Genomic DNA, 24875 nt, shown 5'->3' with positions numbered 1-24875 from the left:
ACTGGGCCACAATTCCGGCAATCGGTATCGTGGTTCGCAGCCCGGGCAGCACGGCGGAAGGAATGATCATCATGGGATCGGCCCTGCACCCGCCGGATCACAGAGCACCGGCCGATGATCCGCGCACGCCGTCCGATGTGCTGCCGGCACAGGTGCGCGCGGCCTTCCCGGCCCTGGCCGAGAGCACGGAAACCTACCTCGACAGTGCGGCGACCACCCAGAAACCCGGCGCGGTCATCGAAACGGTGCGCGATTATCACGCCGTGGCCACGGCCAATGCCGCACGCGGCACCTACCCCTGGGCCACCGCGCTCACCCAGCAGATCGAGGCCGTCCGAAGGCGCACCGCGCGGTTCGTGGGCGCCGCGCACGACGACGAGATCGTATTCACCGCCGGCGCCACCGCCGCACTCAACGCGGTGGCGTTGTCCTGGGGACTCACCGCGCTCGACGACGGTGACGAGATCCTCTACGGTCCCACCGATCACGCCGCCAACGTCCATCCCTGGTACCTGCTGCGGGACACCCTCGCCCGGTTCGGCCGGCGGATCGAACTGGTGCCCTACCGAGTACTGCCCGACGGGCGCGCCGATACCACCGATATCGCCGGGAAGCTGAGCCGGCGCACCCGGCTGCTCACCGTCACACATCTGCACCATGTGTTCGGCGCGCTGAACTCCCTCGCCGATATCGAGGACCGGATTCCCGGGCGGGTGGTGCGGTGCTACGACTGTAGCCAGAGCGGCGGGCACCTCCCGGTGGATGTCACCGCGCTCGGCGCCGATTTCGCGGTATTCGCCGCTCACAAGATGTTCGCCGCACCCGGGACCGGCGTGTTGTATTGCCGGCGCCGGGTGCATTCCGCCCTGCGGCCCTTCCTTCCGGGGGGCGGCACCGACGCCGATCTGACCGCCGACGGATTCGAGGCAGGCCGGATGCCCGGCCTGCTCGAGGGCGGGACCCCGAATATTCCGGGCATCCTCGCGCTGGGCACCGCGCTCGGAGTCCTCGAGTCGTTCGATATGGCCACGATCGCGGCGCACAACCGGGCCCTCACGCTGCGGTTGATCGACGGGCTGCGACCGATACCGGGACTGCGTTTCCTGCCCGGACCCGCTCAGGCCGCCGACAGCACCGGCCATGGCATCCTTTCGTTCACCGTGGACGGGATCACGGCCGCCGATCTCGGCTTCGTACTCGCCGAATACGGCTTCCTGGTCCGCACCGGCACGCACTGCGTACCCGGGACCGCCATGGACCGTGAATCGGTACGCGTCAGTACCCACGTCTACACCGGTCTCGACGATATCGACCGCTTCGTCGACCGGGTCCGGACCCTGGCCGAGGAGCTGTCATGACCGCCCGCACCGATACGCCCGCCGACCTCCGGGCACCCTACGACCGGCGTCGCGCGTCGCGAATCCTGTCCGGGCTGGCCCGGCCCGGACTCTTCACCACCCGGCCACGGCAGCCACGGGACCGGGCCTTCGTCTACACGAGCACTCCGCTGCGTCCCGACCCGGGCACGCACCTGACGTACTCGCAACGTCTGTACCTGGAACGGTTCATGCGGCCGTGCCGCGCGGCCGAGGTCACCTCGGCCACCCATCGGATGACCTGGACCGACAGCGCCGGAATCCCGAACACCGGATTCTACCGGGACGACGGTCTGGGCCCGCAGGTGCCGATCGCGGTGCGGGAGACGGTGCTCGCCCTGTGGCAGGAGCTCGGGCCGGGCACCGAACTCGACGATCGGATCTCGGCGCTGGACCCCGCGGCGCGCGGAGTGCTCGCCGGGACCACCACCGACCACGAACCGATCGATATCTTCCGGGTCGGCATCGAATCGGCCGGACGGGCGCTGGCGCAGCATGCGCTGCTGTCCGCCCACACTCCGTATCGCACGGCCGCCGAATTCGCCTGCGGTATGCGCGACTCCAATATCTTCGCGGCCGTCGCCACCCGCTGGTTCTGGGAGCTCCAGGCCTCCACCTATCGGCGCGGCATGATCCCGGTGCGCCTGGCGGTACGTCCGGACGGCACGATCCACTATCCGGAGCAAACTCTCACGACGCTGCGCGCCATGAAGGACGCCACCATAGGTGACGCGCACCGGGTGATGCGCCGGGCGACCGCCGAGGAGGGGATGAGTACCGGAGAGGCCATCGCGCACTATCACGACGATCTGGATCTGATCTCCCGGCAGTACGCCCTGCTGTCCCCGGGTGAACGTCCCTCGTGCCTGGCCGCCGCCGCGCATCGGGTCGACGGTGAGAATTACAGTGTGCTGCCCGTCGTGGTCGGGCGATTCGTCGATGTTTTCACGCATCTGATCGCGGAGTGCGAGGCGACTACCGCGCCCGCCGGGCCCGAGGCGGCCGACGATATCCCGGTGCATGCGGAGGACCGTGTGTTCTACGTACCGGATATGACCTGTAAACATTGTGTCCGCACGATCGGCGGCGTCCTGGAGTCCATGGGTATCGAGGTGGCCGATATCGACCTCGACAGCAAGCGGGTGGTCGCGGAGTTCCGTAGCCCACGGAACCGGGCGCGCGCGTTCGAGGCACTGCGCGACGGAGGGTACAACCCGGTGGGCGAATCTCCGGAGACGACGCGAACGGATCCGCGGGGATGACGGCCGGGTCACCACCGGCTCTCCCCGCGCGCTGGGATCCGCTGGTCCGCCGATTCCTCGACGATCCCGCCGCGCTCGAACCGGTGGTGCGGCGCTTCGGCACACCGGTGCATCTGGTATTTCCCGAGGTTTTCGTCGGCAACCTCCACCGCCTCCGGTCGGTGCTGGATTCCACCCCTGCCGGCTACCGGATCTGCTACGCGCACAAGGTCAATCGCTCCCGCGCGCTCGTCCGGACCGCGGCCGCCCAGGGAATCGCCGTGGATGTGGCCTCGCCCGAAGAGCTGGAATCGGCCCGTGCGGCCGGTTTCGCCGATTCTTCCATCGAGGTGACCGGCCCGAAGGGTGAAACTTTTCTGCGGGCGCTCGCCGGCACCGGGGTGACGGTCAACGTCGACAACCAGTGGGAACTCGAAACACTGGCCCGGCTGGCCGACCCCGCGGCACCGGTCCCGGTGCTGCTGCGGGTGAGCGGTTTCGCCGGATCGCAGCCGAGCCGGTTCGGGATACCGGTACCGGCGGTGGACCGGGCGCTCGAGATCCTCGCCGGACACCGCGACCGGCTGACGTTCCACGGGCTCGGATTCCACCTGGACACCGCCGATATCGCGGAACGAGTACGGGCCGTGGACACCTGCCTGGTCTTGCTGGAGCAGGCCTGCGCTCGCGATCTGATGCCCTCGGTCCTCGATATCGGCGGCGGATTACGCCAGGTCTTCACCGATGACGCCGCCCGCTTCGACGACTATGTACACCGGCTACGGGAATCACTGACCGGCCGTGGACACCGGATGGCCTGGGGTACCGGCACCTTCGGCTACCAGGTGGACGCCGCCGGAGTACGCGGGACCCCGGTATTCCACAAGTACGCCAATACGGTCGCGGCGGCGGATATGCTGGCCGAGATACTCGCATCGCCGCTGGAGGGACAGGGCGGGCGGTCGGTCGCCAGGGTCGCCGCCGACAATCTGTTCGATATCTGGCTGGAACCGGGGAAGGCGCTCGCCGACCATGCCGGAATCACGGTGGCCGGGGTGGAGTTCGTGAAGGAGGCCGCCGACGGCAGCCTGCTCGCCCATCTGGACCTCGGCCGCGACACGGTGACACCGGCCGATCAGGAGGTCATGGTCGATCCGCTGCTGTTGCCGGGTCCGCAACCCGCCCCCGCCGGCGATCCCACCGGGGTTTTCCTGGCCGGGCGACTCTGCCTGGAACGCGATCTGGTGACGACTCGGACGGTGTGGCTGCCGTGGCTGCCGCGACCCGGCGACCTGGTCGTATTCCCCAATACCGCCGGATACAACATGGACCTGTCGGCGGCTTCGGCCGCCATGCACCGCACGCCGGAGAAGGTGGCGATCGATTTCCGGGACGGCGCTTTCCGGGCCACACCCGACGCGGACTACCGGCCGCCCGCGCTGTCCGCCGGCCTCTCCGAGGTGTCGTGACGATCCATCAGCACATCACCGAGCTGATCGGTGATACTCCCCTGCTCCGCCTCGACCCGGCCGTCCACCGGCTCGAGGGCGTCGAACTGTACGCCAAACTCGAATCGCACAACCCGTTCGGCTCGGTCAAGGACCGGGTCGCGTGGGCGATGCTGCGCGACGAACTCACGACCCTGCGTGCCGAGCAGCGGACGCTGATCGAGGCGTCCAGCGGCAACACCGCCAAGGCACTGCGGATCCTGGGCGCGATCCACGGTATCGGGCTGCGGGCGATGACCAACCGGATCAAGGTCGGGGAGGTACGCGACCTGCTGCGCTTGTTCGACACCGACATAGTCGAATTGCCCGGGCTCTCCGAATGCCCGGACCCCACCACCCCCAATGACGTCTACTCCGCGATCGACGCCGCCATGGCCGCCGAACCGGACCGGTTCCGGCATCTGTCGCAATACACGAGTGAGAAGAACATCACCGCCCATCACGACGGGACCGGGCGGGAGATCCACGACGATCTCACGGCCGCGGGGATCTCCCGGCTCGATTATCTCTTCGGCGGCCTGGGCACCACCGGTTCGAGCCGCGGCGCGGGCAGTTATCTGCGTACGTACCATCCCGCACTGCGCACCGTCGCGGTGGTGTCCGAACGCGCCGATTTCATCCCGGGGATCCGCTCGGAACGGGAAATGTGGGAGGTGGGTCTGTTCCGGCCGGATTTCTACGATGAGATCGTCACCATCGAATCCGGACCGGCGATCGAATCCACCCTGGAGCTGGCCACCGGGTACGGGGTGCTCGCCGGGCCGACCAGCGGCGCGGCGTACGCCGCCGCCCGGCGGGTGCTGTCCCGGAGCGACCGCCCGCCGGACGAGCCCGTGGTGGCGGTGATCATCGTTTGTGATCGGCTGGAACCGTACCTGTCCTATATCAAGCAGCGGCGCCCGGATCTGTTCGAGCATGCCGGTGAGTACCGCCGGGCGCCGGTGGCCGATATCGTCGCCGCCCCCTCGCTGACGCCGGCGGAGCTGTCCACCTTGGCCGAGTCCGATCGGCCGGTCATCGTCGACACCCGCGGCGCCATGGCCTACCGGGTCGCGCATATCCCGGGTGCCGTCAATATCCCCGACGACCGGCTCACCGAGTTGTTCGCGCACGGCACCCCGTTCTCCCGCGCGTACCCGGTGGTATTCACCTGCCCCACCGGCGATATCTCGCGGCAGTTCACCGCATCCGCCCGTCGGACCGGGCATACCGCGTTCAGCCTGGACGGTGGTATCGCGGGCTGGCGCGCGGCGGGGCATCCCCTGGAGCGGGGCGGCTGAGAGCGATCAGCCGCCCGCGGACCAGGTCGCGGCCGGGCGGGCCCCACCCGCATCGGTGGCGGGGTGATCCGGCTCGCGGTGCCGGCCACGGGCGGCCCGCGCCCGCCGGGACCGCATCTGTACCAGTACGCCCAGCACCACCAGCAACCCACCGAGCGCCCAGCCCGCGAGTACATCCGTCGGCCAGTGCACACCCAGGTACACCCGTGAGAGCCCGACCAGGATCACGAATACCGCGGCGAGGACCGCGACCACCCGGGCCACAACCCGGCGATGCATCCGAATCCAGCACACGGTCGCCAGGACACCGACCACCGCCGCGGAGCCGGTGCTGTGGCCGGAGGGGAAGGACAGGTCCGCGACCGTGACCAGGCGATCGGCCGCGGGCGGGCGCTGCCTGCCGATCAGGTGTTTCGTCACCGGCACCAGGACCGCCGAGGCCGCCCCCACCCCCGCCACCAGAGCGAGATCGGCCGTATCGCCCCGGCGCAGCAGCCACCCGCACACCAGCAGCGCCAGCACCCACATCGCGACGGACCCGCCCGCATGGGTGATCGCGGTGGCCGCGGTGGTGAGCGGTTCGCTGCGCCAGCCGAGAACCTCCGCGTGGATCGGCCGATCCACCCCCGGCAGCGCGGCGCCGGCAACGGCGAAACCGGTCGTCACGGCGAAGACCGCGAAGAGCGCGGCAGCGAGCACAACCATGCAGTTCACGATAGTCACCCGCCTCGAACCCGCGCCGCGACCCGGGGACGGCGCTACCCTGACAGCGTGGAGATCCTCTTCCTCGGCGCACCCGCCCTCATGTTCCTGATGGGCGCGGCCGTCGCGATCCGCTGGGTCTACCTGCGGTTCCCATCGGCCCGTCGCGGCGCCCGCACCGACCGGGCGGCGCTGCTCGCCGCCGCCGGCGTGGAGGAACTCTCCGCCTTCTGGTACGGCACCAAACGGGACGAACTCGACCACCGTGCCGCCCGGACCATGCTCCGCGACGAAGAATCCGACGGCGCCCCGCCACGGCCCCGCGTCGACCTGGACCGGCGGCGGGCCGTACTGATCGCCCCGCCGGACCACCGCGCCTGACCGCTACCGCCGCACGGCGACCACCCCTCGGGCGGCGGACCGCGCGCCCACTACTGTGGACGGGTGCATGCGGATCAGCGATCGGACGACAGCGGACCCCGGATCTGGGGTGGCACCACGCTTTCGGAGCGCAAGCAGGCACGGCGCACCGCGCTGCTCGAGGCCGCACTGGATCTGATAGGCGAGGCCGGAGCGGCCGGAGTGACCATGCGCGCGGTATGCCGTCGCGCCAATCTCACCGACCGGTATTTCTACGAGAGTTTCGCCAGCCGTGACGAACTCCTCGACGTCCTCTACCGGCACATCGCGGACGATTTCCTGGAACCGATGACGGCCTTCGCGGTCGCCGACGACTCCTCCCGCGACCGGGCACTGTCGGAAGCGCTCGTGGACAAAGTGCTCGAGGATCCGCGCAAATCCCGGCTGTTCCTGGTGGAGCCCTATTCCAGCACCGGACTCGGCCAGACCACCATCTCGGTGATGCCCGCCTTCACCCGCCTCATCCAGGACCACCTGTTCACCCGCATCGACGATCCGGTCCGGCGGCGGCTCGCCGCGGTGACCATGGCCAGCGGCAACGCGGGCATGTTCTCGGCATGGCTGAACGGGTCGCTGCGCGCCACCCGCGACGAGATCGTCGACCACCTGGTCGCCATGCTCGGCGCCTACCGCACCCTGTATCAGTAGGCTTCCCGGCGCGGCACGGGTACGGAATCCGGGGCCCGGCAAGGAGGTTCGGGACAATTGCGGGACGAAGTCGTCGGATCGACCGGTAAGCTGACCTCGCCGATCCGCGGCCCCGGGACGCTGGGTGAGGTCCTGGTGGCCGTACGAGGGGGAACCGAAGGGTATATCGCACGCGCCGCCGAAGCCATTCCGGCCGGTAGCACCGTGCTGATCATCGCGGTCGATTCCGGGCGCATCGCCGAGGTGGTGCCCTGGATCCCTCTCGTCCCGGACCCGGCACTGTAGCGAAATACGACGCGAGGAGTCACACGTGCTGGGCTATCACGTACCGGATCCCGATGAGGCGATGCTGGTCAGCGGCGCCAAGAGCAGCGACGCCACTCCCTTCCGGGTGATCATCGGCCGCGGCACCTGGGTGATGCCGTTCTTCCGCAAGGTCAGGTACCTGTCGCTGGCCATGTTCGAGGCCGAGATCTCCGAACGCTGCGTCACCAAGCAGGCGATCGTCCTGCAGGTGCGGGCGGTTATCGCCTTCAAGGTCGCCAACGACACCGCCTCGATCGTCAACGCCGCCCAGCGCTTCCTCTCCGAACAGGAGCAGGAGATGTCGGTGCTGACCGGCCGGATCTTCTCCGGCCATCTGCGCTCCATCGTGGGTTCGATGACCGTGGAGGAGATCATCCGGGAGCGCCAGCGCCTCGCCGACGAGGTGCTGGTGGCGTCCAAGGTGGAGATGAGCAATATCGGGCTGTGGGTCGATTCGTTCCAGATCCAGTCGATCGACGACGGAAATCTCGGATACATTTCCGCGCTCGCCGCCCCACACAACGCCGCGGTACAACGCGATGCCCAGATCGCCGAATCCCAGGCCGCCCAGCGCTCGGCCGAGGCCGAACAGGAGTCGCTGCGTAAGCGGGCCGAGTACTCCCGGGAGACCTCCATCCTCAAGGCCGGATACCAGCGCGATATCGACAAGGCGCAAGCCGAGGCGGCCGCCGCCGGTCCGCTGGCGGCGGCGCTTGCCCAGCAGGAAGTGCTGGGCGCACAGGCCGCGCAGGCGATCAAGGAAGCCGAGCTGCGCGAACAACAGTTGCAGACCGAGGTGGTCAAGCCCGCGATGGCGGAAGCGGAACGCGTGCGTATCCTGGCGGAGGCAGAGGCGGCGCGTACCCGGATCCAGGCCGAGGCAGCGGCGTCGCACAACCGGATCGCGCTCGATCAGCTGCTGATCGAGCAGCTGCCGCTCATCGTGGAACAGGCCGCACGCGGGCTCTCCAATGCGAACCTGACCGTCCTGAACGGGCCGGACGGGGTCGGCGAACTGCTCAACGGGATGGTCGGTCAGGGCCTCACCGTGTTCAACTCGCTGCAAAAGGCGCTATCGGCCGACGAGGCGGAAAAACCGGAGATAAAGTAACCGGTAACTGTGACGAGGAGCGGTGTGGTGGCCAGCGGGAAATTGGTGTCGTTCGACGGATCACGTGGATTCGGATTCATCCGTCCCGAGGACGGGGGTCCGGATGTCTTCGTCCACGTCAATGACATCGGCCTCGGGGAGGGGGAACTCCGGCAGGGCCGGGTGTTCGAATTCGACGTCACCGAGGGCGACCGTGGCCCGAAGGCGATCAATCTCCGGTCGCCCCGCGGGCAATCCGTCCGTCCCGCCGCCGCCCCGGCAGGCGAGGGCGCACGGCTGACTGCCGGCGAACATCTCCGGCTGATCACCGAATTATTGCTCGACGCCTCCCCGGCGCTCACCGCCGGGGAGATCGTCGTCATCCGGGAGCGGCTCACCGATTTCGCCGTGGAACAGGGCTGGATCGACGAATAGCGCGGCGGATCCACCGTGGTGTCGGTGCGAACTCCTATCATCGGACGCGATGAATCGGCGCCGGCCGCGGCGTCGATACGGGTGAGGATCGACCCGAGGAGGATCGTGTGGATCTACCGGTGATGCCACCCGTCCGGCCCATGCTGGCCAAATCCGCGCCCGATATACCACCCGGGCCCGGGCTGAGCTACGAACCCAAATGGGACGGGTTCCGCTGCGTGGTCTTCCGCGACGGCGCGGAGGTGGAACTGGGTTCCCGCAACGATCGCCCGCTCACCCGGTACTTCCCCGAAGTCGCCGAGTTGCTGCGCGAGGCGTTGCCGCCCCGGTGCGTGGTGGACGGCGAGATCGTCGTCGTGAGCGAGAACGGGCTGGATTTCGACGTCCTGCAGCAGCGGCTGCATCCGGCGGCGTCCCGGGTCGCGAAACTCGCGGTGGAGACCCCCGCCAGTTTCGTCGCCTTCGACCTGCTCGCACTGGGCGACCGCGATCTCACCGAACGGCCGTTCACCGAACGCCGCGCCCTGCTGGAATCCGTTCTCGATGCCGCACCCGGCCGGGTGCATCTGACCCCACTCACCGGCGATCCGGGCACCGCGCGGGACTGGTTCACCCGCTTCGAGGGCGCCGGGTTCGACGGGGTGATGGTCAAGGCCGATGATCAGCCCTACCAGCAGAACAAGCGGGTGATGCTGAAGGTCAAACACGAGCGCACCGCGGATTGCGTGGTCGCGGGCTTCCGCTGGCACAAGGACGGCGAAGGCGTCGGATCGCTGCTACTGGGTCTCTTCGACGACGAGGGGAGCCTGCATCACGTCGGAGTCGCCAGTAGTTTCACCGCCGCGCGGCGCCGGGAACTGGTCGGGGAACTCGCACCGCTGCGCGAGAACGCGCTCGCGCGGCATCCGTGGCGCGACTGGGCCGACGCCGCCGCGCAGGCCGCCTCGGGTGGGTCCATGCCGGGCGGAGTGAGCCGGTGGAGCGGCGGCAAGGATCTGTCCTGGGAAGCGCTGCGTACGGAACTGGTGGCCGAGGTGCGCTATGAGCACGTGCAATCCGGCCGCTTCCGGCACGGTGGACGCCTGGTGCGTTTCCGCGCCGACCGCACACCCGAATCGTGTACCTACGCGCAGCTCGAGGAAGTCGCACCCGCGGAACTGCGCAAGATCTTCGGCGACCCGGTGACGAAATGAGCGAATCCATCGACCTCGAGGCCGCCGGGCGGGTTGTGACCATCAGTAATCCCGGCAAGGTGTATTTCACTCGCCGCGGCGAGACGAAACTCGATCTCGTGCGTTATTACCAGAGCGTCGGCGAGGCATTCCTGCGCGTCAACGGTGGCCGGCCGCTGCTGCTGGAACGCTACCCCGACGGTGCGTCGGGCAAATCCTGGTTCCAGAAGCGGGTACCGAAATCCGCGCCGGACTGGTTGCATACGGTCGAAGTGTCCACCCCCAACGGCACCACCAGTGACGCGCTGGTGGCACACGATCTCGCCCATGTGCTGTGGGCGGTGAACCAGGGCTGCCTCGGCTTCCATGTCTGGCCGAACAAGGTACCGGATCTGACCATCGCCGACGAACTGCGCGTCGACCTCGATCCGTCGCCGGGGATCGGTTTCGACGATTTGCGGACCGCCGCACTGCGCACCCGGGAACTGTGCGCCGAACTCGGTATCGAATCGTGGGTGAAGACCTCCGGCTCGCGCGGTCTGCATCTCTACATCGCGCTCGAACCGCGCTGGGACGGCTATCAGGTGCGTGCCGCCGCCGTCGCGCTGGCCCGCGAATTGGAGCGCCGGTTCCCCGGCGACATCACCGCGCACTGGTGGAAAGAGGAGCGCGGGCGCCGGGTTTTCGTGGACTACAACCAGAACGCCCCGCACAAGACGGTGTTCGGAGCATGGTGTGTGCGGCCCAAGGTCGGCGCACAGGTGTCCACTCCGCTGGCCTGGGAGGAGCTCGATACCGTCGTTCCCGAGGAACTCACCCTCGCGACCGTGCCCGCGCGTCTGGCCGAATCGGGCGATCCGTGGGAGGTCCGCGCACCGCAGTCCATCGCGCCGCTGCTCGAGATGTCGGACCGCGATATGGCCGCCGGTCTCATGGACGCTCCGTGGCCACCCCAGTATCCGAAGATGCCCAACGAACCGCCCCGGGTTCAGCCCAGTCGCGCGCGGAAACCCGACCCGGCCGGCTGAGGCCGGACCGGTGCCCGGCACTCACCTAGCGCCGAAACCCCGGTCACGACACCCACAGGGCCCAGTTCCCGTTCTCGCAGACGAGCGCGTGACCATCGGACGTGCGTGCCGTGGTCGAGGCCTCGGCTCCGCAGCGCGCGCCCTCCACTCCGACTCGGTCGGCGACCCGGAACGGCCCCGCCCATTCGTATCCGGTCACCGAGGCGGCGTCGGTCAGGCACAGCAGCGTGCCACCGTCGCTACCTGTCCCCACCAGCGCCGGTTCCGGACAGGGGGTACCGCGCTCGGCCGCGGGGGCGGCGGCGCCGGATTCCGCGGCCGGCCGCGAAGTCGGCGGAGCGATCGAGGAGACGGCCGAGGGCGTGGGCGCTGCCACGGTGGTCGTTTCCGCGGCGGGGTCCGGGGCGGCGGAGGTCCCGGCCGCATCGCCCACCGCGGTGCCGATCCGGGAGAGAACATCCGGAATGTCGTCGCGGGGCATCAGGATCAGCGCTGCCAGCAGGGCGATCTCCGCCAGACCCAGAACCAGCGCGGCGAACGCCATGAGCCGCCCGCGCGGGTGACCGAACGCGATCAACCCGAAGACGATCGCCACCGGAAACAGCAGCAGCAGGGCGGCTACCAGGGCGACAATCGCATACGGATTGACCACGGGACGGGTCTCGTGGGGCGGCAGGTCGTCGAACCGGTCGTCGAAGCCCTCGTACTCACCGTCTCCGCGGCGGCCCGCCCGTCCGGGTGCGGCCTCGTCTCGCTCCGGTGTCAGTTCCGGCCAGCGCTCCCTCGCCCAGCGCTGCTGGTTTGCCATGCACGATCCCTTCGAACTGCCCCGGCGAATCCCGGAACTTCTCGATTCGCCCGGCGCTGTAGCAGGATATGCCGGATCGGCGCGACAGATCACCGAAATAGTGGTGTTCCAGACCCGAAAGCCCAACCGGTCCCGCCGTGACATTTCATCACGAGATCCGGGTCAGCGCTCGGCGTGCACCCGGGGCAGCGATTCGGTGACCAGGGTCGTGAGCATATCGACCAGCAGCGCGTGGACCTGATCGCGAGTCATGGTGCCACGGGTGAGCCATTCGCGACCGGCGACCTTCACCAGCCCTCCGAACGCCCGGACCATCGCGCGGCGCGGTTCGTTGTGTGCGGCGCCGTCGGCGAGACCGATCATCGCCAGCAGACGCTGGGCCGCGGCATCGTCGGCCGCGTCCAGGATCTGCTGCACTTCGGGGTCGTCGCCCACACCTTCGTGGCTGGTCACCTTCACCCAGGTGCTGCCGTGTTCGGAAATGGTGTCCAGCAGCCAGCGGACACTCGCGTCGATCCGGTCGCGAGTGCTGCCGGTGGGGGCGGCGAATTCGTCGGCACGCGGCAGGGTCACCATCCGGCGCACCACGGCCAGGTACAGATCGCGTTTGTTCCCGAAGTAGTGATTGATCAGGCCTCGGGCCACTCCCGCGCGGTGCGCCAGCTCGGCCGTCGACACCGCGGCGTACGGGCGCTCACCGAACATCTCGATGGCACGAGCCAGAATCTCGGCCCGCCGCTCATCGGGTTCGAGCCGGCGCCGCCGCGCGGGTGCGGTGACGCCGGACCCGTTCGCGGCGGGTTCGGCGGCGGACGAGGAGTCGAGGTCAGAGCCCACGGGCGATGAGATCCTTCATCACCTCGTTGCTACCGGCGAGGATTCGCAGGACCCGGGCGCCGGTGTAGAGCTGGGAGATGGGGTACTCGGTCATATAGCCGTAGCCGCCGAACAACTGCAGGCAGCGGTCGACGACCACACCGAGCTGGTCGGTGGACCAGTACTTGGACATGGCCGCCGACTGGATATCCAGCTCACCGCGCAGATGGCGGGAAATACAGTCGTCGAGAAACACCCGGTTGGTCCGGGCGATGGTCGCGCATTCCGCGAGTTCGAATTTGGTGTTCTGCATGGCGAACAGCGGCTTACCGAACGCTTCGCGGCCCTTGGTGTACTCGACGGTCAGCTCGACCGCGCGTTCCATCATCGCCACTGCCATGATGGCGGTGACCAGTCGTTCCTGGGCGAGCAACTGCATCATTTGATAGAAGCCCTGGCCTTCGGCACCACCCAGCAGGTTCGCCGCGGGCACCCGCAGGCCGTCGAAGAACAATTCCGCCGTGTCCTGGCCCTTACCCCCGATTTTGGACAGGATCCGGCCACGGGTGAACCCCGGCGTGTCGTCACCGACCTCGGCAAACAGCAGCGATACGCCGGCCGCTCCCTTCTCCGGATCGGTTTTGGCGGCGATGATGATGCCGTCGCACAGCCATCCGTTGGAGATGAAGATCTTCGATCCGGTGATCACGTACTCATCGCCCTCGCGCACCGCGCGGGTTTTGATCGCCTGCAGGTCCGAGCCGGTGCCGGGTTCGGTCATCCCGATGGACAGCACCATCTCACCGCTGCACGCCTTGGGCAGGATCCGCTTCTTCAGCTCGTCGGAACCGAACTCGGCCAGATAGGGCGCGATGATCGAACTGTGCACCGGGATGCCGAGGGCGCCGTCACCGGCACGCACCTGCTCCTCGATGATCGCCGCCTCATGGGCGAAGGTTCCGCCGCCACCACCGAACTCCTCCGAAACCACGGGGCAGAGCAGGCCGAGTTCACCGGCGCGCCGGTACAGCGCCTTGTCCGGGTGGCCCTGTTCGATGAACTTCTCCTCGTGCGGGACCACTTCCTTCTCGAAGTAGTTGCGGGCGAGTTCCCGTACCGCCTCGACCTCGTCGTCGCTCCAAGCGGGGCGTGCCATAATCCGCGTCCTCTGTTCCGTGATCACCCAGGCCGGCAGCACAGTGCCGGATGTCCAGCACGACTGTCCCGCACTATTGGCGTGTTGTCAACGAAGCAGCGGCCCGCATCCGCCACCCGGGACGGCCCGGCCACGGCGGCAACTGCCCCACTTGCCACAATGATGAGCACGCTTGCCCAGCTCACGAAGGAAATCCCCGCTACCGATGGCCGACTCCAGCATCGCTCCCCACGACCTAGCCACCTGTCTGCGCGTCCTCGACGAGGCGAGCCGGCTGGACCCCGCCGACCCGGACTCGATCACCGTGCAGCGGGCGGTGGGCCGGATGTTCAAGGAGCTCAAGCGGCAGCGCCGGATCTCCGCCCGCCAGGCCAAACTGGACGCCGACCGCGCGGTGGTCGCCGCCACCGCCACCGGTTCACCGAATCGGATCGACGACGAGACCGCCGGAATTCCCATCAGTTCGGCGACCAGTGGTTCCAGCGCGGGAACGCTGCTGCGGCCACGCGGATGCTATATCTGCAAGCAGAAGTACACCCGTGTCGACTCGTTTTACCACCAGCTCTGCCCCGAATGTGCCGCGATGAGCCACCGCCGCCGCGACGCCCGCACCGATCTGTCCGGCCGGCGGGCTCTGCTGACCGGTGGCCGCGCCAAGATCGGTATGTACATCGCATTGCGATTACTGCGCGACGGCGCCCACACCACGATCACGACCCGCTTCCCCAACGATGCGATCCGCCGTTTCGCCGCGCAACCCGACAGCGCGCAATGGCTGCACCGGCTGCGTATCGTCGGTATCGATCTGCGCGACCCCGCCCAGGTCGTGGCCCTCGCCGATGATGTCGCGGCCCATGGCCCGCTGGATATTCTGATCAACAACGCGGCGCAGACCGTACGCCGCTCCCCCGGCTCCTACAGCGCGCTGGTCGCCGCGGAATCCGGTCCGCTGCCGGCCGGGGAACTTCCCGAGACGGTGACCTTCGGCCAGACCACGCAGGCCCACCCGACCGCGCTCACCGCGTCGCTGACACCGGCACTGACCGGCGTGGAGGTCGCCGAACTGGCGCTGGTGGCGGGTTCGGCGACCCCGGACCGGATCGCCCGCGGAATCGCCATCGACGCCGGTGGTCTGGTGCCCGACCTCGCGCACACCAACAGCTGGGTGCACACCGTGGGCGAGGTCGACCCCACCGAGCTCCTGGAGGTGCAGCTGTGCAACTCGGTGGCGCCGTTCATCCTGGTATCGAGGCTCCGTCCGTCCTTGGCCGCGGCTGCGGCCCGGCGCAAGTACGTGGTGAACGTCTCCGCCATGGAAGGACAGTTCTCCCGCGGATACAAGGGTCCGGGCCATCCGCACACCAATATGGCCAAGGCCGCCCTCAATATGCTGACCCGTACCAGTGCGGCCGAGATGTTCGAGGCCGACGGCATCCTGATGACCGCCGTCGATACCGGTTGGATCACCGACGAGCGCCCGCACTACACCAAACTCCGGCTCGCCGACGAGGGTTTCCACGCTCCGTTGGACCTGGTGGACGGCGCGGCACGCGTCTACGACCCGGTGGTCCGCGGTGAGGCCGGCGAGGATCTGTACGGCTGTTTCCTGAAGGACTACCGTCCGTCGCCGTGGTAATTCGGGTGCCGGGCGAGCGGCGAGGACATACCCTGGAAGGGTGTGGTACCGGCTGCTCGCCGATGTAACCGCCGCCGTGCATGTGCTGTTCATCGGCTATGTGGTGGTGGGTGGTTTCCTTGCGTGGCGATTCCCTCGCACGATCTGGTTACACGGCCTCGCCGCGGCATGGGGGTTCGGCACGGTACTGGTCGGCTACGACTGCCCACTTACCTACGCCGAGAACTGGGCCCGGGAACGCGCCGGTGTCGCGGGGCTGCCGCCGGAGGGTTTCATCGATCACTACCTGACGGGCGTGATCTATCCCGACACAATGCTCATTCAGGTACAGATACTGGTGGGCGCATGCGTGCTCGTCTCCTGGGCGGGCCTGTGGTGGCGGACCCGGCACGGCTCCGGCCGGATCACCGCCCGGGCCGCCGGGTAACCGATTTCCCGGCATTGGTGACAGTGTGATGAAAATCGCTGCGCCGAACGGTAACTCGGTGATCGCGGGTCAGTGTGACCAGTACGCTCGGTGCCGTGGACGTGGGCGCACGGCTGGTTCGTGATTACGAGGACGGCACCGGTGTCGAGAAGTCGCCGCCGGTGGATTGGCCCGACCCCGGAGCCCTGCTCGCCGCCACCCTGCCGGTATGGGGCCTGGCCGCGGGATCGGTCCAGGCGTTCATCGCGGCGACCGACAGATATCGGCAGGTCACGGGTATTGCCCCGATCCGGCACCGGCTCGACCCCGGGCGGATCGCGGCATCGTTCACCAGCGACCGCCTGCTGCGGCTGGACGGGGCGCCGATCCACGCCTTCGCCGACCTCTCGGGGTTCTTCCCCACCTTCGACGGCTGGGTGCGCACCCACGCCAACTATCCACACCACCGGGCGAGTTTGCTCGCGGCCCTCGAATTACCCGCCGATGCCCCGGTGGAACTCGCCGAAGCCCAGATGGCCGTGATCCGCGCCGCCGATCTCGAGGAGCTGGCGGCGGCCCGCGGGGCGATCGCGGTGCGGGTACGGGACGAGACCCAGTGGCGGGCCTGCCCGCAGGCCGGCCCGGCCGCGGCCGGGCCGTTGGCAGCGGTCGTGGAGCGGTCTGATCGCAGGCGCTACACGCTGCCCATGTCGGGGACGCCCTACCAGCCGCTGCAGGGGGTGCGGGTCCTCGACCTGACCCGGGTGATCGCCGGGCCCGTCGCGACTCGCGCGCTGGCCTTGCTGGGCGCCGAGGTGCTGCGGATCGACCCGCCACACCTCCCCGAGATTCCGTGGCAGTACACCGATACCTGCCAGGGCAAGAATTCCGCCCTCCTGGATCTGCGTAGCGGGAAATCACAGTGGGAGGGCCTGCTGGACGCCGCCGATGTCCTCGTCACCGGTTATCGTCCGGGCGCACTCGAGCGGCTGGGCCTGACCGGGCGGCCGGGGCTCGTACACGCGCGGGTGAGTGCCTGGGGATTCACCGGACCCTGGGCCGGACGGCGCGGATTCGACAGTATCGTGCAGGCGGCCACCGGGATCGCGGTGATCGAAGGGGCATCGTCGATTCCGGGAGCTCTGCCCGCCCAAGCGCTGGACCACGCCTCCGGGTATCTGCTCGCGGCCGGAATCGTCGACGCGCTCGCAGCGCGGACGAGTGACGGTCGGGGCCGCGACGTCCGGGTTGCACTGGCCCGGACCGCGACCTGGCTGCTGTCCGAACGAGGACGCACCCCCGGCCATCCGGCCCCCGCGATACCGGAACCCGGCCATACGGTCACCCATGACCGAGTGGTCACGTCCGCACCGGCCCTGGCCGAGTTCCCGGATTATCCGTATCCGGCACCGGGCTACGGCCGCGCCGAACCGCGCTGGCCGGAGAATTCCGGGGCCGGGTGATCAGAGGCCGGTGGAGAGGCGGACGACCACTCGGTCCTGGGTGACCTCCTGCACCGTGAGATCCAGGCCCTGCGCCGATCCGGTCTCCCCCCTGGGCACCGTCACTTCCTGGCCGGCCACGGCCAGCGTCACGAGATCGCCCTGCACACCCCTGAGTTCGACATCCACGCCGAGCACGCTGATCTTGGCGTCCACTCCCCGGTCGAATGTCACCGTGCACCCGCTGACCTCGCATTCACTGCTCGCGCCGGCACCGGTGACGGTACAGGCCGAGACCCCCAGGGTCGCGGCGAAAAGGAGGGCGATCACGGCGAACAGCCGTCGAGCGGACATGCGAACAGTGTAGGGACACACGGACCGGTCCCGGAACAGATCCGGGATCGTTCACCGGGTTCGGCCGGCGCGGATCTCGGCGGGCGAGACCCCTCGACGCCGCCGTGCCAGCGCACGGAGCGCGCCCGCGTTCACGTACCCGACCGCACCGGCGACCGCGCCGACAGTGAGGTCGGTTGTCCGCAGCAGCCGGGTGGCACGGTCCAGCCGGATATCGTCGGCGAAATCCTTGGGTGACATACCGAGCGCGGCGCGGGTGGCCCGCTGCAGGCTTCGCTCGGTGACACCGAGATCCCGCGCCGCGGTCGAGATGAGAAACTGTTGCGAGATATGCTCGCGCACCCACTTCTCGTACCGCACGACCAGCGGGTTACTCCGGGCGACGACCTCGGGAATAACGTAGGGTGCCTGGCTTTCCCGATGGCCGACCGTCAGGTAGCGGCGAACCCGCTCGGCGAGATCCGGGCTGGTCCGGTACACCAGTGACAATGCGAGATCCACGTGGGACAGGGAGGCGCCGGCCGTGGTGAGGCCGTCGCCGCGGCACAGAATGCAGCTCTCGTCCAGTTCGACGCGTGGATAGCGGGCCCGGAAATGCGCGCCGAGCCACCAGCTGGTGGTCGCGGGCGAACCGTCGAGAACACCGGACTCAGCGAGGAAGAACGTCCCGGTGCAGGCGGCGGCCAGATGCACACCGTCACTCCGGGCCGCCCGGAGATATTCGAGCACCCCCACATGCCTGGGGTCCGTGACGAATCCGGCGAGCGGTTCCGGATCCAGAATATCCACGGCGGCCACCGCGAGAATATCCAGCGACCCCGGCGAATCGGTGATCGGCGTGGTGGGCACGAGGCTTCCGTTGGCCGACCGCACCGAGGTTCCCGACGCGACCATCCGGATCCGCCACTCGGCGGGCGGCTCGTCCAGCTCCTTTCGCAGGGCGTTTGCCATCCCGAACGCACCGAGAAGCACACCCAGCCCGAAGTCGGCCACCCCGTCCACCACCAGAATCCCCACATCCACGCCCGGATGATACGTCCCTATCCGCGCTTGAAAAACCGGACGGTCCGAATTCTCAGTGGATGCGACACCGTGTCGCAAACAGATCGCTTCTTGTCGCTTCGGCCCCTCGGCCGGATCGCAACCGGCCCGTAGAGTCGCCTGTGTCGGACGGTGACGACCGCGTCTTCGCGTCGCCACCGTTTTTTCGCGAGCACGGAGCCACGGCGCGCGGCCGGTCACACCCGCCGCATACCGCGCGAGCGTGGCGTGCCCGGGCTCCGCGCCGTCTGTCCGCTCCGGTGCGCCCACCCGCGTGACCCGCCGAGGCGACCGGCGCCTGCCGCCTCCCCATCCGGGCTGTCAATACCCGGATGGGTTTCGGCGTGTACGGGTGCAACGGCTGCGGCGCTGCGGGGTGCGCCGCAGCGTGCACCCGTACACGCATCCGCGTGGCAATCCGACAGCAAACCACCGGCCACTCCGCCGCGACCGTCCCCTCGGTCACATCCTGCCACCCTTCCACGGCAGCGCCTCGGCGATACCCACAGCCGGCCCGACCACTCCACGGCATGCAGTCGGCGGCGCCCGCATCCCCGAGCGGCCCATACGGAAACGTTAACCATAGCCTGCCATTAAAAATGAGATCTACAACTCATTAGAAACTACGCATATCCGAGTGGTCCGGGCCGATTATCTGGACTTTTGCTAAATATCCACGTTCCAGACGGCCGCAAACAATCGGTAACAGGGCCGGTCTGCGCCGATGAATTCCGCGGCGAGGAACCCCGGACGGGACATTTGTCCGCTAGTGTCCCACCCGCACTTCGGTTGTGATCCGACCGGCGATACGCCGCCGTTTCACCACCGGTGCAGATCGGTCCAGGCAGAGAGTTGGTAGTGCATTGACGGCCACGATGACAGCGATCCTGACCGCCTCCTGCCCGCGCCGCTTCCGGATGCCCGCCACCTCCAGCGAACGGCTGGTGGCCGACGGGTTCGCCGCCGTTCTGCTGCGCCGCGACCCGACCTATCAAACCCCGGGCGCCTGGCTCGCCTCCGCCCCGGCGAACCGGACCGCCGCCATCGGCCTGGACGAGAACTTCTTCGACCTGGGCGGCAACTCGCTGGTTGCCGAGCAGCTCGCGATCCGGCTGGGATCGGCCTTGGCGATCGACCTGCCGGCCCGGGTGATTGTGGAGTCCCCGACCGTGGCCGCCCTCGCACACCGGATCGATGAACTTCTCACCGCCCGCGGCCCCGCCGGCGCCCTCGCTCGGCACCGGATTCCCGTGGTCGACCGCAGCGCCTTCGATATGTTGCTCCCGTTACGGACCGCCTGCTCCGGAACACCACTGTTCTGCATCCACCCCATCACCGGCATCGCCTGGTCGTTCGCCGGCCTGGCCGCCCACCTGGGACCGGATCGTCCGCTCTACGGACTGCAATCGCCCGCGCTCACCGCGGGCATGGCACTGCCGCGATCCATCGAGGACTGGGCCACTCTCTATATCGGTGTGATCCGCTCGGTTCAGCCCAGCGGACCGTACCGGTTGCTCGGCTGGTCATTCGGCGGTGTGCTGGCGCACGAAATCGCGGTGCAATTACAAGCCGCAGGGCACGAGATCACCTTTCTGGGCGTGATGGACAGTTATTTGACCGACGAGGTCGCCTCCGCCGGGCCGATTCCGATTTCCGAACTGCTCGGTGGACTGCTCGGGGATCAACCTCGCGATCTCGGCACCACCGCGGATTTCAACCCGGCGACGGCACCGGAACTGCTGGCGCGACTACCCGAACCGCTGGCCTCGTGCGGAGCCAGCCGGTTCGGCAGGCTACTCGACGCGGCCACGCATTCGATCCGACTGCGTGACGCCTACCGCGCACCCCGCTACCGGGGCGACGTCAGCTACTTCCACGCAATCGGCAACGGCTCGGCCGCGGGGGCCCACCGGTGGCGCGCCCTGGTGGACGGCCATGTCCGGGACCATGAGGTCCCGACCACGCACTGGCAGATGACCTCGGCGGCGGGACTGGCCTGTATCGCCGAGGTGCTACGAGCCCACTGAGCCACGGATCCGCTACGGGCCACCCAACCCGAACCCGGAATCCATCTCGATATCGGGATCGAGGATTCCGCATACTTTCCAGCCGTCCTCGTTCACCAGGTCATAGGTCATGGTCGAGGTGCTCTCCGTGCCCATCACTTCCACGGCGATCTCCATGGTGAACGTCCCCGAATCACTGCCGTCCGGGACGTCGACGCTCTTCAGGGTCGTCGACGACTCCGGCAGATCGGAATCGGGAACGCCGGTGGGTTTGACCGGATTGTCCTGCTCATACTTGCTGATCTCGTCCATATCGGCGGCGCATACCAGGTCTTCGGGGTCACCCTTCTGGTCCACCCAGGCCTGCGCGACATCGCGGGGATCGTCGTATCCGCCACCGACCACGCCGCCCCCGTCACCGCTGAACAGGAAGAACGCGCCGACCCCCACCGCGATCAGGACGACCGCGACGCCACCGATGATCATGGCGACCTTGCCGCCGCTACCACCGGACCTCGGCGGCGGCCCCCCGTATCCGCCGGGTCCTCCGTATCCGCCCGGTCCGCCGAATTGCGGTTGACCCGGCGGGTAGGGCTGCTGCCCGTACTGCGGCTGCCCCGGATAGGGACCGGGACCCTGCGGGCCCGGATACGGGCCTCCGGGTGGCGGCACGGGGCCGCCGGGTTGGTGGTGATACGGATTGGGCTGGTGCGGGTGACCCATCAGGACGTCCTGTTTCCTCGCGTTCGTGCACGGCGCCGGATACGGCGTCGTGTCCCATACTCATTTCCCCGGGGCTTCGCAGTGTTAACCGCGACCTTCACTTACTCTACGCACAGGCGAATCGCCTGCGCCACATCGGTACCCGTCCGGTGGCGAACTCCTCGGCACCGGCATCGCAACCGATTCGCTATCACGTCATACGGCCACCATCGATGCGGCGATCGCCTCGGCATTGGCGACCCGTTTGCCCCGGGCCTCACCGGAACTGCGTTCGTAGTACTGATCGAACACCGCCGCCGCCTCCCCGGCCGACGACGTGGACTTGAGCCGGTTGTAGGCACCCGATTCGCTGGTGTTCAACTCGTGCATCATGAAATCGATCTGATTCTCCCAGCTGGTCACGCCGCCCTCGCGACCGGCCGCGAACGCCTCCAGATTCTCGCGACGTCCGCCCAGCCACTGCGCCAGTCCGATGGCGCCCTCGTTCGGATTATAGGCGCCGGTATCGAATCCGGATTCGACCTGCAGGTTGCCGAGGATTCCGGCGGCCTGCTCCGGAGTGAGGTCGTACTTCTCGATCAAGTACTGGTACATATCCTGGACAGTGGCCTTCTCCCCTTCGCCGATCGGCTCGGCCGAATCGTCGCTGTAGGCGCTACCGGTATCTGTGAGACCGGGGAAATACGGGGATCCGCCCCCCGAACCGCCGCCTCCGCCAGACCATTGCGAGGGCACCTCCTGCGATTTACCCTCCAGCGCGGCGTAGGCCACCCACACTTTGTCCACGGCGTCGCCCACCGCCTTGTCGATGGCGTTGACGGCGTCGAGCTGCCGGGAGGGTGTCGGATCGTCGGGGACGCTGCGGGTGATCTCCACGACGGAGTCACGGAGTTCCTCGAATTCGCCGGTGACCAGATTGGAGTCGTCGGCGGCGCGCGCGGCGAGGAAGCCGACCTGATCGTCGAGCGCGGACCACTCGTCCTGGTATCGCTCGACCTGATCCTCCTTGAGGGTGTATTTCTCCTCGAGCTCGCTGATCCCCGGGCGATCCTTGCCCTTCTTGACGAGCTTACCGGGGGTCAGAGTCTGCGCGGTCTTGTCCCCCAGCCCCTTCTCCAGAGCCTTGAGCACACTCTCCGTATACGCGATATAGGGATTGAGGATCGGGGCGTTGCGCGGACGATGGAGCGTCCAGTCCTCCTTGGGAGCCATGGTCCACCTTCCTCACCCGATACCGAACACCTGCATAACAGAATTCCATTACCGGCCCACCCGCCATCCTCCCGCTGGTGAGAATGGTTCCGGCCGGCCGGCGGAACGCGTACGGCCGGATTTCCGTATAGCAGGGTTTCTTTCGCCACCGGGAGCGCGGCGATTTGCCACCATCAGGGCCGTGTACAAATCTTTGTTCGCCACGTTGCGCCGTGCTGCACGGCCCGTGCGCCGTCGCGCAGCCACCCGGCCCGGAGGGCGGGCGGCTCTCGTAGCCACCGCACTCACCATGATGATCTCCGCCGCCGCACCCGCCGCGGCGGCGCCCGCGGAAGCGGCCCCGGTTCCCTCGGCCGGCTGCGAGGCCCCACATCCGGCGGCCGGACCGGAGCCGATCTTGTTCACCGCACGCGGCCTATCGGGCGTCTACCTGCGCGATGTCCCGGCCGATGCGAACGGGCCGCTACCCGTGGTCCTGGATCTCCACGGATATCTGGAGCCCGTATTCATCCAGCACACGAGCACCGAGTTCGGCAGCTACGGCCGCGCGCACGGATTCATCACGGTGACACCGCAACTGCTGCGGCCGGGACTCCCCCGCTGGGATTTCGACCGCGGCTCCGCCGATATCGATTATCTGGCGGACCTGCTGACCGAGGTGGAATCCACGCTGTGCGTGGATACCCGCAGGATCTACGCGACCGGTCTCTCCATGGGCGGTTTCACGACCTCGTCGCTGGGCTGTCAGCTGGCCGACCGGCTCGCCGCCATCGCGCCGGTCGCCGGGCTCTCCGATTTCGCGTGGTGCGCACCCGCCCGGCCCATTCCGGTGATCGCCTTCCACGGCACCGCCGACCCCATCGTCGCCTACGACGGGGGCACGGGACCGAATGCGCGGCTGCTGCCGTCGCCGGACGGCTCCGGATCCGCGGACCCGCAGCACGACCGGCCGGATGTGGAGGGACCCGGCCCGCAATCGGTGACGGACAACGCCGCGGCGTGGGCGCGCCGCAACGGCTGTTCCACCGAACCGGTCGAGCAGCCGATCGCCGACGATGTCGTACTCGCCGCCTATCCGTGCCCCGCCGGGGCCGAGGTACAGCTCTGGACGGTCCTCGGGGGCGGGCACATCTGGTTCGGGACCCGATCGGAGATCTTCCCGGCGCCGCTGGTCGGCAGCGATACCGATTCGATCAGCGCCACCACGATCATCTGGGATTTCTTCCGCGCGCATCCGATGCGGGACTGAAGGGCTCGATCAGCCCAGCGCGACGATCCGCCGGCGTGCCCGGTCGTATTCGGCGGCGAGACGATCCACGACCACGGTGACCGGGCGGATCCCGTCCACCGCGCCGATCCCGTGGCCGGCTCCCCAGATATCGCGCCAGGCCTTCGGTTCGTCAGAGCTCAGGAATCCCAGCGAACCGGCCTCACCCCCGAGGTCAGCAGATTATCGGGATCCAGGCCGGCGGCAGTGATGCTGGGGCGCAGATAGTTACCCTGCACGCCGGTGAAGAAGTCCGTGTACACGAACGATATCCCGGGCCGTTCCGGTGACGATCATCTTCTTGTACTCGGGCACCGCGTCGGCCTCGTCGGTGGCGATGAACATCGAACCGACGTAGGCGAAATCGGCTCCCGCCGCCAAGGCCGCCGGCACGCTGTCGCCGTGCGCGATGGCACCCGAGAGGACCAGCGGCCCGTCGAACCACTCCCGTATCTCCCGCACCAGCGCGAACGGTGAGACGATACCGCCGTGGCCACCGGCACCGGCCGCCACCGCGATCAGCCCGTCCGCACCCTTCTCGACCGCCTTGCGCGCGAAGGTATCGCTGATGACATCGTGCAGGACCACACCGCCGTAGGCATGGATTCGCTCGTTCACATCGGGACGGGCGCCGAGCGAGGTGATCACGATCGGCACCCGGAACTCCTCCAGGATCGCGAGATCCTCGAGCAACCGCCCGTTGGTCTTGTGCACGATCAGGTTCACCGCGAAGGGCGCCGAATCCGGGGGAGCGCCGAGTTCCGGGTGATCCGGGTGAGCCATTCCCGCAGCTGATCGGGGG

The 24875-nt window shown here is 68.2% G+C and carries 24 protein-coding genes and 1 pseudogene; 16 read left to right on the top strand and 9 right to left on the bottom strand.

All coding sequences use genetic code 11. The features are described from left to right. Positions 1-71 precede the first annotated feature (71 nt). Genes AB0F41_RS03530 through AB0F41_RS03515 form a run of 4 tightly spaced genes read left to right on the top strand, consistent with a single transcriptional unit; the run spans position 72 to position 5405 of the window. Positions 72-1358, top strand: a complete 1287-nt coding sequence (locus AB0F41_RS03530; protein WP_357421112.1) for an aminotransferase class V-fold PLP-dependent enzyme — start codon at positions 72-74, stop codon at positions 1356-1358. Continuing rightward, positions 1355-2638 (top strand): heavy-metal-associated domain-containing protein, encoded by a 1284-nt coding sequence (locus tag AB0F41_RS03525; RefSeq protein ID WP_357421111.1) that lies wholly within the window; start codon positions 1355-1357, stop codon positions 2636-2638. Before AB0F41_RS03530 ends, AB0F41_RS03525 begins: the two co-directional genes overlap by 4 nt. Then, positions 2635-4086 (top strand): decarboxylase, encoded by a 1452-nt coding sequence (locus AB0F41_RS03520; protein WP_357421110.1) that lies wholly within the window; start codon positions 2635-2637, stop codon positions 4084-4086. Before AB0F41_RS03525 ends, AB0F41_RS03520 begins: the two co-directional genes overlap by 4 nt. After that, entirely contained in the window at positions 4083-5405 is a 1323-nt protein-coding gene (locus AB0F41_RS03515; protein WP_357421109.1) for a pyridoxal-phosphate dependent enzyme, read from the top strand. The genes AB0F41_RS03520 and AB0F41_RS03515 overlap by 4 nt, the downstream gene beginning before the upstream one ends. Positions 5406-5411: 6 nt before the next feature. Here AB0F41_RS03515 and AB0F41_RS03510 read toward each other — a convergent pair whose 3' ends face one another. Further along, the gene (locus tag AB0F41_RS03510; protein WP_357421108.1) at positions 5412-6110 is read right to left on the bottom strand and encodes a phosphatase PAP2 family protein; all 699 of its coding nucleotides are present in this window, start codon (positions 6108-6110) and stop codon (positions 5412-5414) included. A 66-nt stretch (positions 6111-6176) separates the two neighbouring features. On the opposite strand from AB0F41_RS03510, the gene AB0F41_RS03505 reads away from it, so the two are divergent. The 7 genes from AB0F41_RS03505 to ligD all read left to right on the top strand — a co-directional run bounded on the left by AB0F41_RS03505 (position 6177) and on the right by ligD (position 11206). After that, positions 6177-6488 (top strand): DUF6191 domain-containing protein, encoded by a 312-nt coding sequence (locus AB0F41_RS03505; RefSeq protein WP_357421107.1) that lies wholly within the window; start codon positions 6177-6179, stop codon positions 6486-6488. Between the two features lie 63 nt (positions 6489-6551). Then, entirely contained in the window at positions 6552-7175 is a 624-nt protein-coding gene (locus tag AB0F41_RS03500; RefSeq protein WP_357421106.1) for a TetR/AcrR family transcriptional regulator, read from the top strand. A 57-nt stretch (positions 7176-7232) separates the two neighbouring features. Beyond that, positions 7233-7460 (top strand): hypothetical protein, encoded by a 228-nt coding sequence (locus AB0F41_RS03495; RefSeq protein ID WP_357421105.1) that lies wholly within the window; start codon positions 7233-7235, stop codon positions 7458-7460. A 25-nt stretch (positions 7461-7485) separates the two neighbouring features. Continuing rightward, entirely contained in the window at positions 7486-8592 is a 1107-nt protein-coding gene (locus AB0F41_RS03490; RefSeq protein WP_357421104.1) for an SPFH domain-containing protein, read from the top strand. A 24-nt stretch (positions 8593-8616) separates the two neighbouring features. Then, complete coding sequence (locus AB0F41_RS03485; RefSeq protein ID WP_357421430.1) at positions 8617-9006, top strand: cold shock domain-containing protein; 390 nt, start codon at positions 8617-8619, stop codon at positions 9004-9006. A 107-nt stretch (positions 9007-9113) separates the two neighbouring features. Beyond that, positions 9114-10199: an ATP-dependent DNA ligase gene (locus AB0F41_RS03480; protein WP_357421103.1), complete on the top strand. Its 1086-nt coding sequence runs from the start codon at positions 9114-9116 to the stop codon at positions 10197-10199. Further along, entirely contained in the window at positions 10196-11206 is a 1011-nt protein-coding gene (gene ligD / locus AB0F41_RS03475; RefSeq protein WP_357421102.1) for a non-homologous end-joining DNA ligase, read from the top strand. Before AB0F41_RS03480 ends, ligD begins: the two co-directional genes overlap by 4 nt. Positions 11207-11249: 43 nt before the next feature. Here ligD and AB0F41_RS03470 read toward each other — a convergent pair whose 3' ends face one another. The 3 genes from AB0F41_RS03470 to AB0F41_RS03460 form a co-directional block, all read right to left on the bottom strand. After that, positions 11250-12014 carry a hypothetical protein gene (locus AB0F41_RS03470; protein WP_357421101.1) on the bottom strand — a complete coding sequence of 255 codons (765 nt, stop codon included), beginning with the start codon at positions 12012-12014 and terminating at the stop codon, positions 11250-11252. A gap of 162 nt (positions 12015-12176) precedes the next feature. After that, the gene (locus AB0F41_RS03465) at positions 12177-12740 is read right to left on the bottom strand and encodes a helix-turn-helix domain-containing protein (RefSeq protein ID WP_357421429.1); all 564 of its coding nucleotides are present in this window, start codon (positions 12738-12740) and stop codon (positions 12177-12179) included. Positions 12741-12840: 100 nt separating this feature from the next. Continuing rightward, the gene (locus tag AB0F41_RS03460; protein WP_357421100.1) at positions 12841-13986 is read right to left on the bottom strand and encodes an acyl-CoA dehydrogenase family protein; all 1146 of its coding nucleotides are present in this window, start codon (positions 13984-13986) and stop codon (positions 12841-12843) included. Positions 13987-14191: 205 nt separating this feature from the next. On the opposite strand from AB0F41_RS03460, the gene AB0F41_RS03455 reads away from it, so the two are divergent. The 3 genes from AB0F41_RS03455 (at position 14192) to AB0F41_RS03445 (ending at position 17491) form a co-directional block, all read left to right on the top strand. After that, positions 14192-15622, top strand: a complete 1431-nt coding sequence (locus AB0F41_RS03455) for an SDR family NAD(P)-dependent oxidoreductase (RefSeq protein ID WP_357421099.1) — start codon at positions 14192-14194, stop codon at positions 15620-15622. 40 nt (positions 15623-15662) lie between these two features. After that, positions 15663-16049 (top strand): DUF2784 domain-containing protein, encoded by a 387-nt coding sequence (locus tag AB0F41_RS03450; RefSeq protein ID WP_357421098.1) that lies wholly within the window; start codon positions 15663-15665, stop codon positions 16047-16049. A gap of 95 nt (positions 16050-16144) precedes the next feature. Next, positions 16145-17491, top strand: a complete 1347-nt coding sequence (locus AB0F41_RS03445) for a CoA transferase (protein WP_357421097.1) — start codon at positions 16145-16147, stop codon at positions 17489-17491. On the opposite strand, the gene AB0F41_RS03440 is transcribed toward AB0F41_RS03445, so the two are convergent. After that, complete coding sequence (locus AB0F41_RS03440; RefSeq protein WP_357421096.1) at positions 17492-17824, bottom strand: hypothetical protein; 333 nt, start codon at positions 17822-17824, stop codon at positions 17492-17494. Positions 17825-17875: 51 nt separating this feature from the next. Further along, positions 17876-18847: a helix-turn-helix domain-containing protein gene (locus tag AB0F41_RS03435; protein ID WP_357421095.1), complete on the bottom strand. Its 972-nt coding sequence runs from the start codon at positions 18845-18847 to the stop codon at positions 17876-17878. Between the two features lie 893 nt (positions 18848-19740). Between AB0F41_RS03435 and AB0F41_RS03430 the strand changes: the two genes are divergently transcribed. Continuing rightward, on the top strand, positions 19741-20892 hold the full coding sequence (locus AB0F41_RS03430; protein WP_357421094.1) for a thioesterase domain-containing protein: 1152 nt from the start codon (positions 19741-19743) through the stop codon (positions 20890-20892). Positions 20893-20904: 12 nt separating this feature from the next. Here the strand turns inward: AB0F41_RS03430 and AB0F41_RS03425 are convergent, their stop codons facing one another. Together AB0F41_RS03425 and AB0F41_RS03420 are read right to left on the bottom strand one after the other, a co-directional pair. Then, complete coding sequence (locus tag AB0F41_RS03425) at positions 20905-21594, bottom strand: hypothetical protein (protein WP_357421093.1); 690 nt, start codon at positions 21592-21594, stop codon at positions 20905-20907. Positions 21595-21789: 195 nt separating this feature from the next. Continuing rightward, positions 21790-22806: a phage tail tip lysozyme gene (locus AB0F41_RS03420; protein ID WP_357421092.1), complete on the bottom strand. Its 1017-nt coding sequence runs from the start codon at positions 22804-22806 to the stop codon at positions 21790-21792. Between the two features lie 181 nt (positions 22807-22987). On the opposite strand from AB0F41_RS03420, the gene AB0F41_RS03415 reads away from it, so the two are divergent. Then, positions 22988-24055 carry a hypothetical protein gene (locus AB0F41_RS03415; RefSeq protein WP_357421091.1) on the top strand — a complete coding sequence of 356 codons (1068 nt, stop codon included), beginning with the start codon at positions 22988-22990 and terminating at the stop codon, positions 24053-24055. 9 nt (positions 24056-24064) lie between these two features. Here the strand turns inward: AB0F41_RS03415 and AB0F41_RS03410 are convergent. Continuing rightward, positions 24065-24814: pseudogene (locus AB0F41_RS03410) on the bottom strand (nitronate monooxygenase); the annotation flags it as partial. Between the last annotated feature and the right edge of the window lie 61 nt (positions 24815-24875).

It is taken from the genome of Nocardia sp. NPDC024068 (assembly GCF_040638875.1).
GTDB lineage: Bacteria > Actinomycetota > Actinomycetes > Mycobacteriales > Mycobacteriaceae > Nocardia.
This window is presented reverse-complemented; position numbering and strand designations above follow the sequence as displayed.

Coding starts and splice junctions, on each gene's coding strand:
- AB0F41_RS03525 (WP_357421111.1), top strand. CDS start 1,355: ATGACCGCCCGCACCGATACGCCCGCCGACCTCCGGGCACCCTACGAC.
- AB0F41_RS03430 (WP_357421094.1), top strand. CDS start 19,741: ATGACAGCGATCCTGACCGCCTCCTGCCCGCGCCGCTTCCGGATGCCC.
- ligD (WP_357421102.1), top strand. CDS start 10,196: ATGAGCGAATCCATCGACCTCGAGGCCGCCGGGCGGGTTGTGACCATC.
- AB0F41_RS03420 (WP_357421092.1), bottom strand. CDS start 22,806: ATGGCTCCCAAGGAGGACTGGACGCTCCATCGTCCGCGCAACGCCCCG.
- AB0F41_RS03455 (WP_357421099.1), top strand. CDS start 14,192: ATGGCCGACTCCAGCATCGCTCCCCACGACCTAGCCACCTGTCTGCGC.
- AB0F41_RS03470 (WP_357421101.1), bottom strand. CDS start 12,014: ATGGCAAACCAGCAGCGCTGGGCGAGGGAGCGCTGGCCGGAACTGACA.
- AB0F41_RS03425 (WP_357421093.1), bottom strand. CDS start 21,594: ATGGGTCACCCGCACCAGCCCAATCCGTATCACCACCAACCCGGCGGC.
- AB0F41_RS03530 (WP_357421112.1), top strand. CDS start 72: ATGGGATCGGCCCTGCACCCGCCGGATCACAGAGCACCGGCCGATGAT.
- AB0F41_RS03440 (WP_357421096.1), bottom strand. CDS start 17,824: ATGTCCGCTCGACGGCTGTTCGCCGTGATCGCCCTCCTTTTCGCCGCG.
- AB0F41_RS03510 (WP_357421108.1), bottom strand. CDS start 6,110: ATGGTTGTGCTCGCTGCCGCGCTCTTCGCGGTCTTCGCCGTGACGACC.
- AB0F41_RS03460 (WP_357421100.1), bottom strand. CDS start 13,986: ATGGCACGCCCCGCTTGGAGCGACGACGAGGTCGAGGCGGTACGGGAA.
- AB0F41_RS03520 (WP_357421110.1), top strand. CDS start 2,635: ATGACGGCCGGGTCACCACCGGCTCTCCCCGCGCGCTGGGATCCGCTG.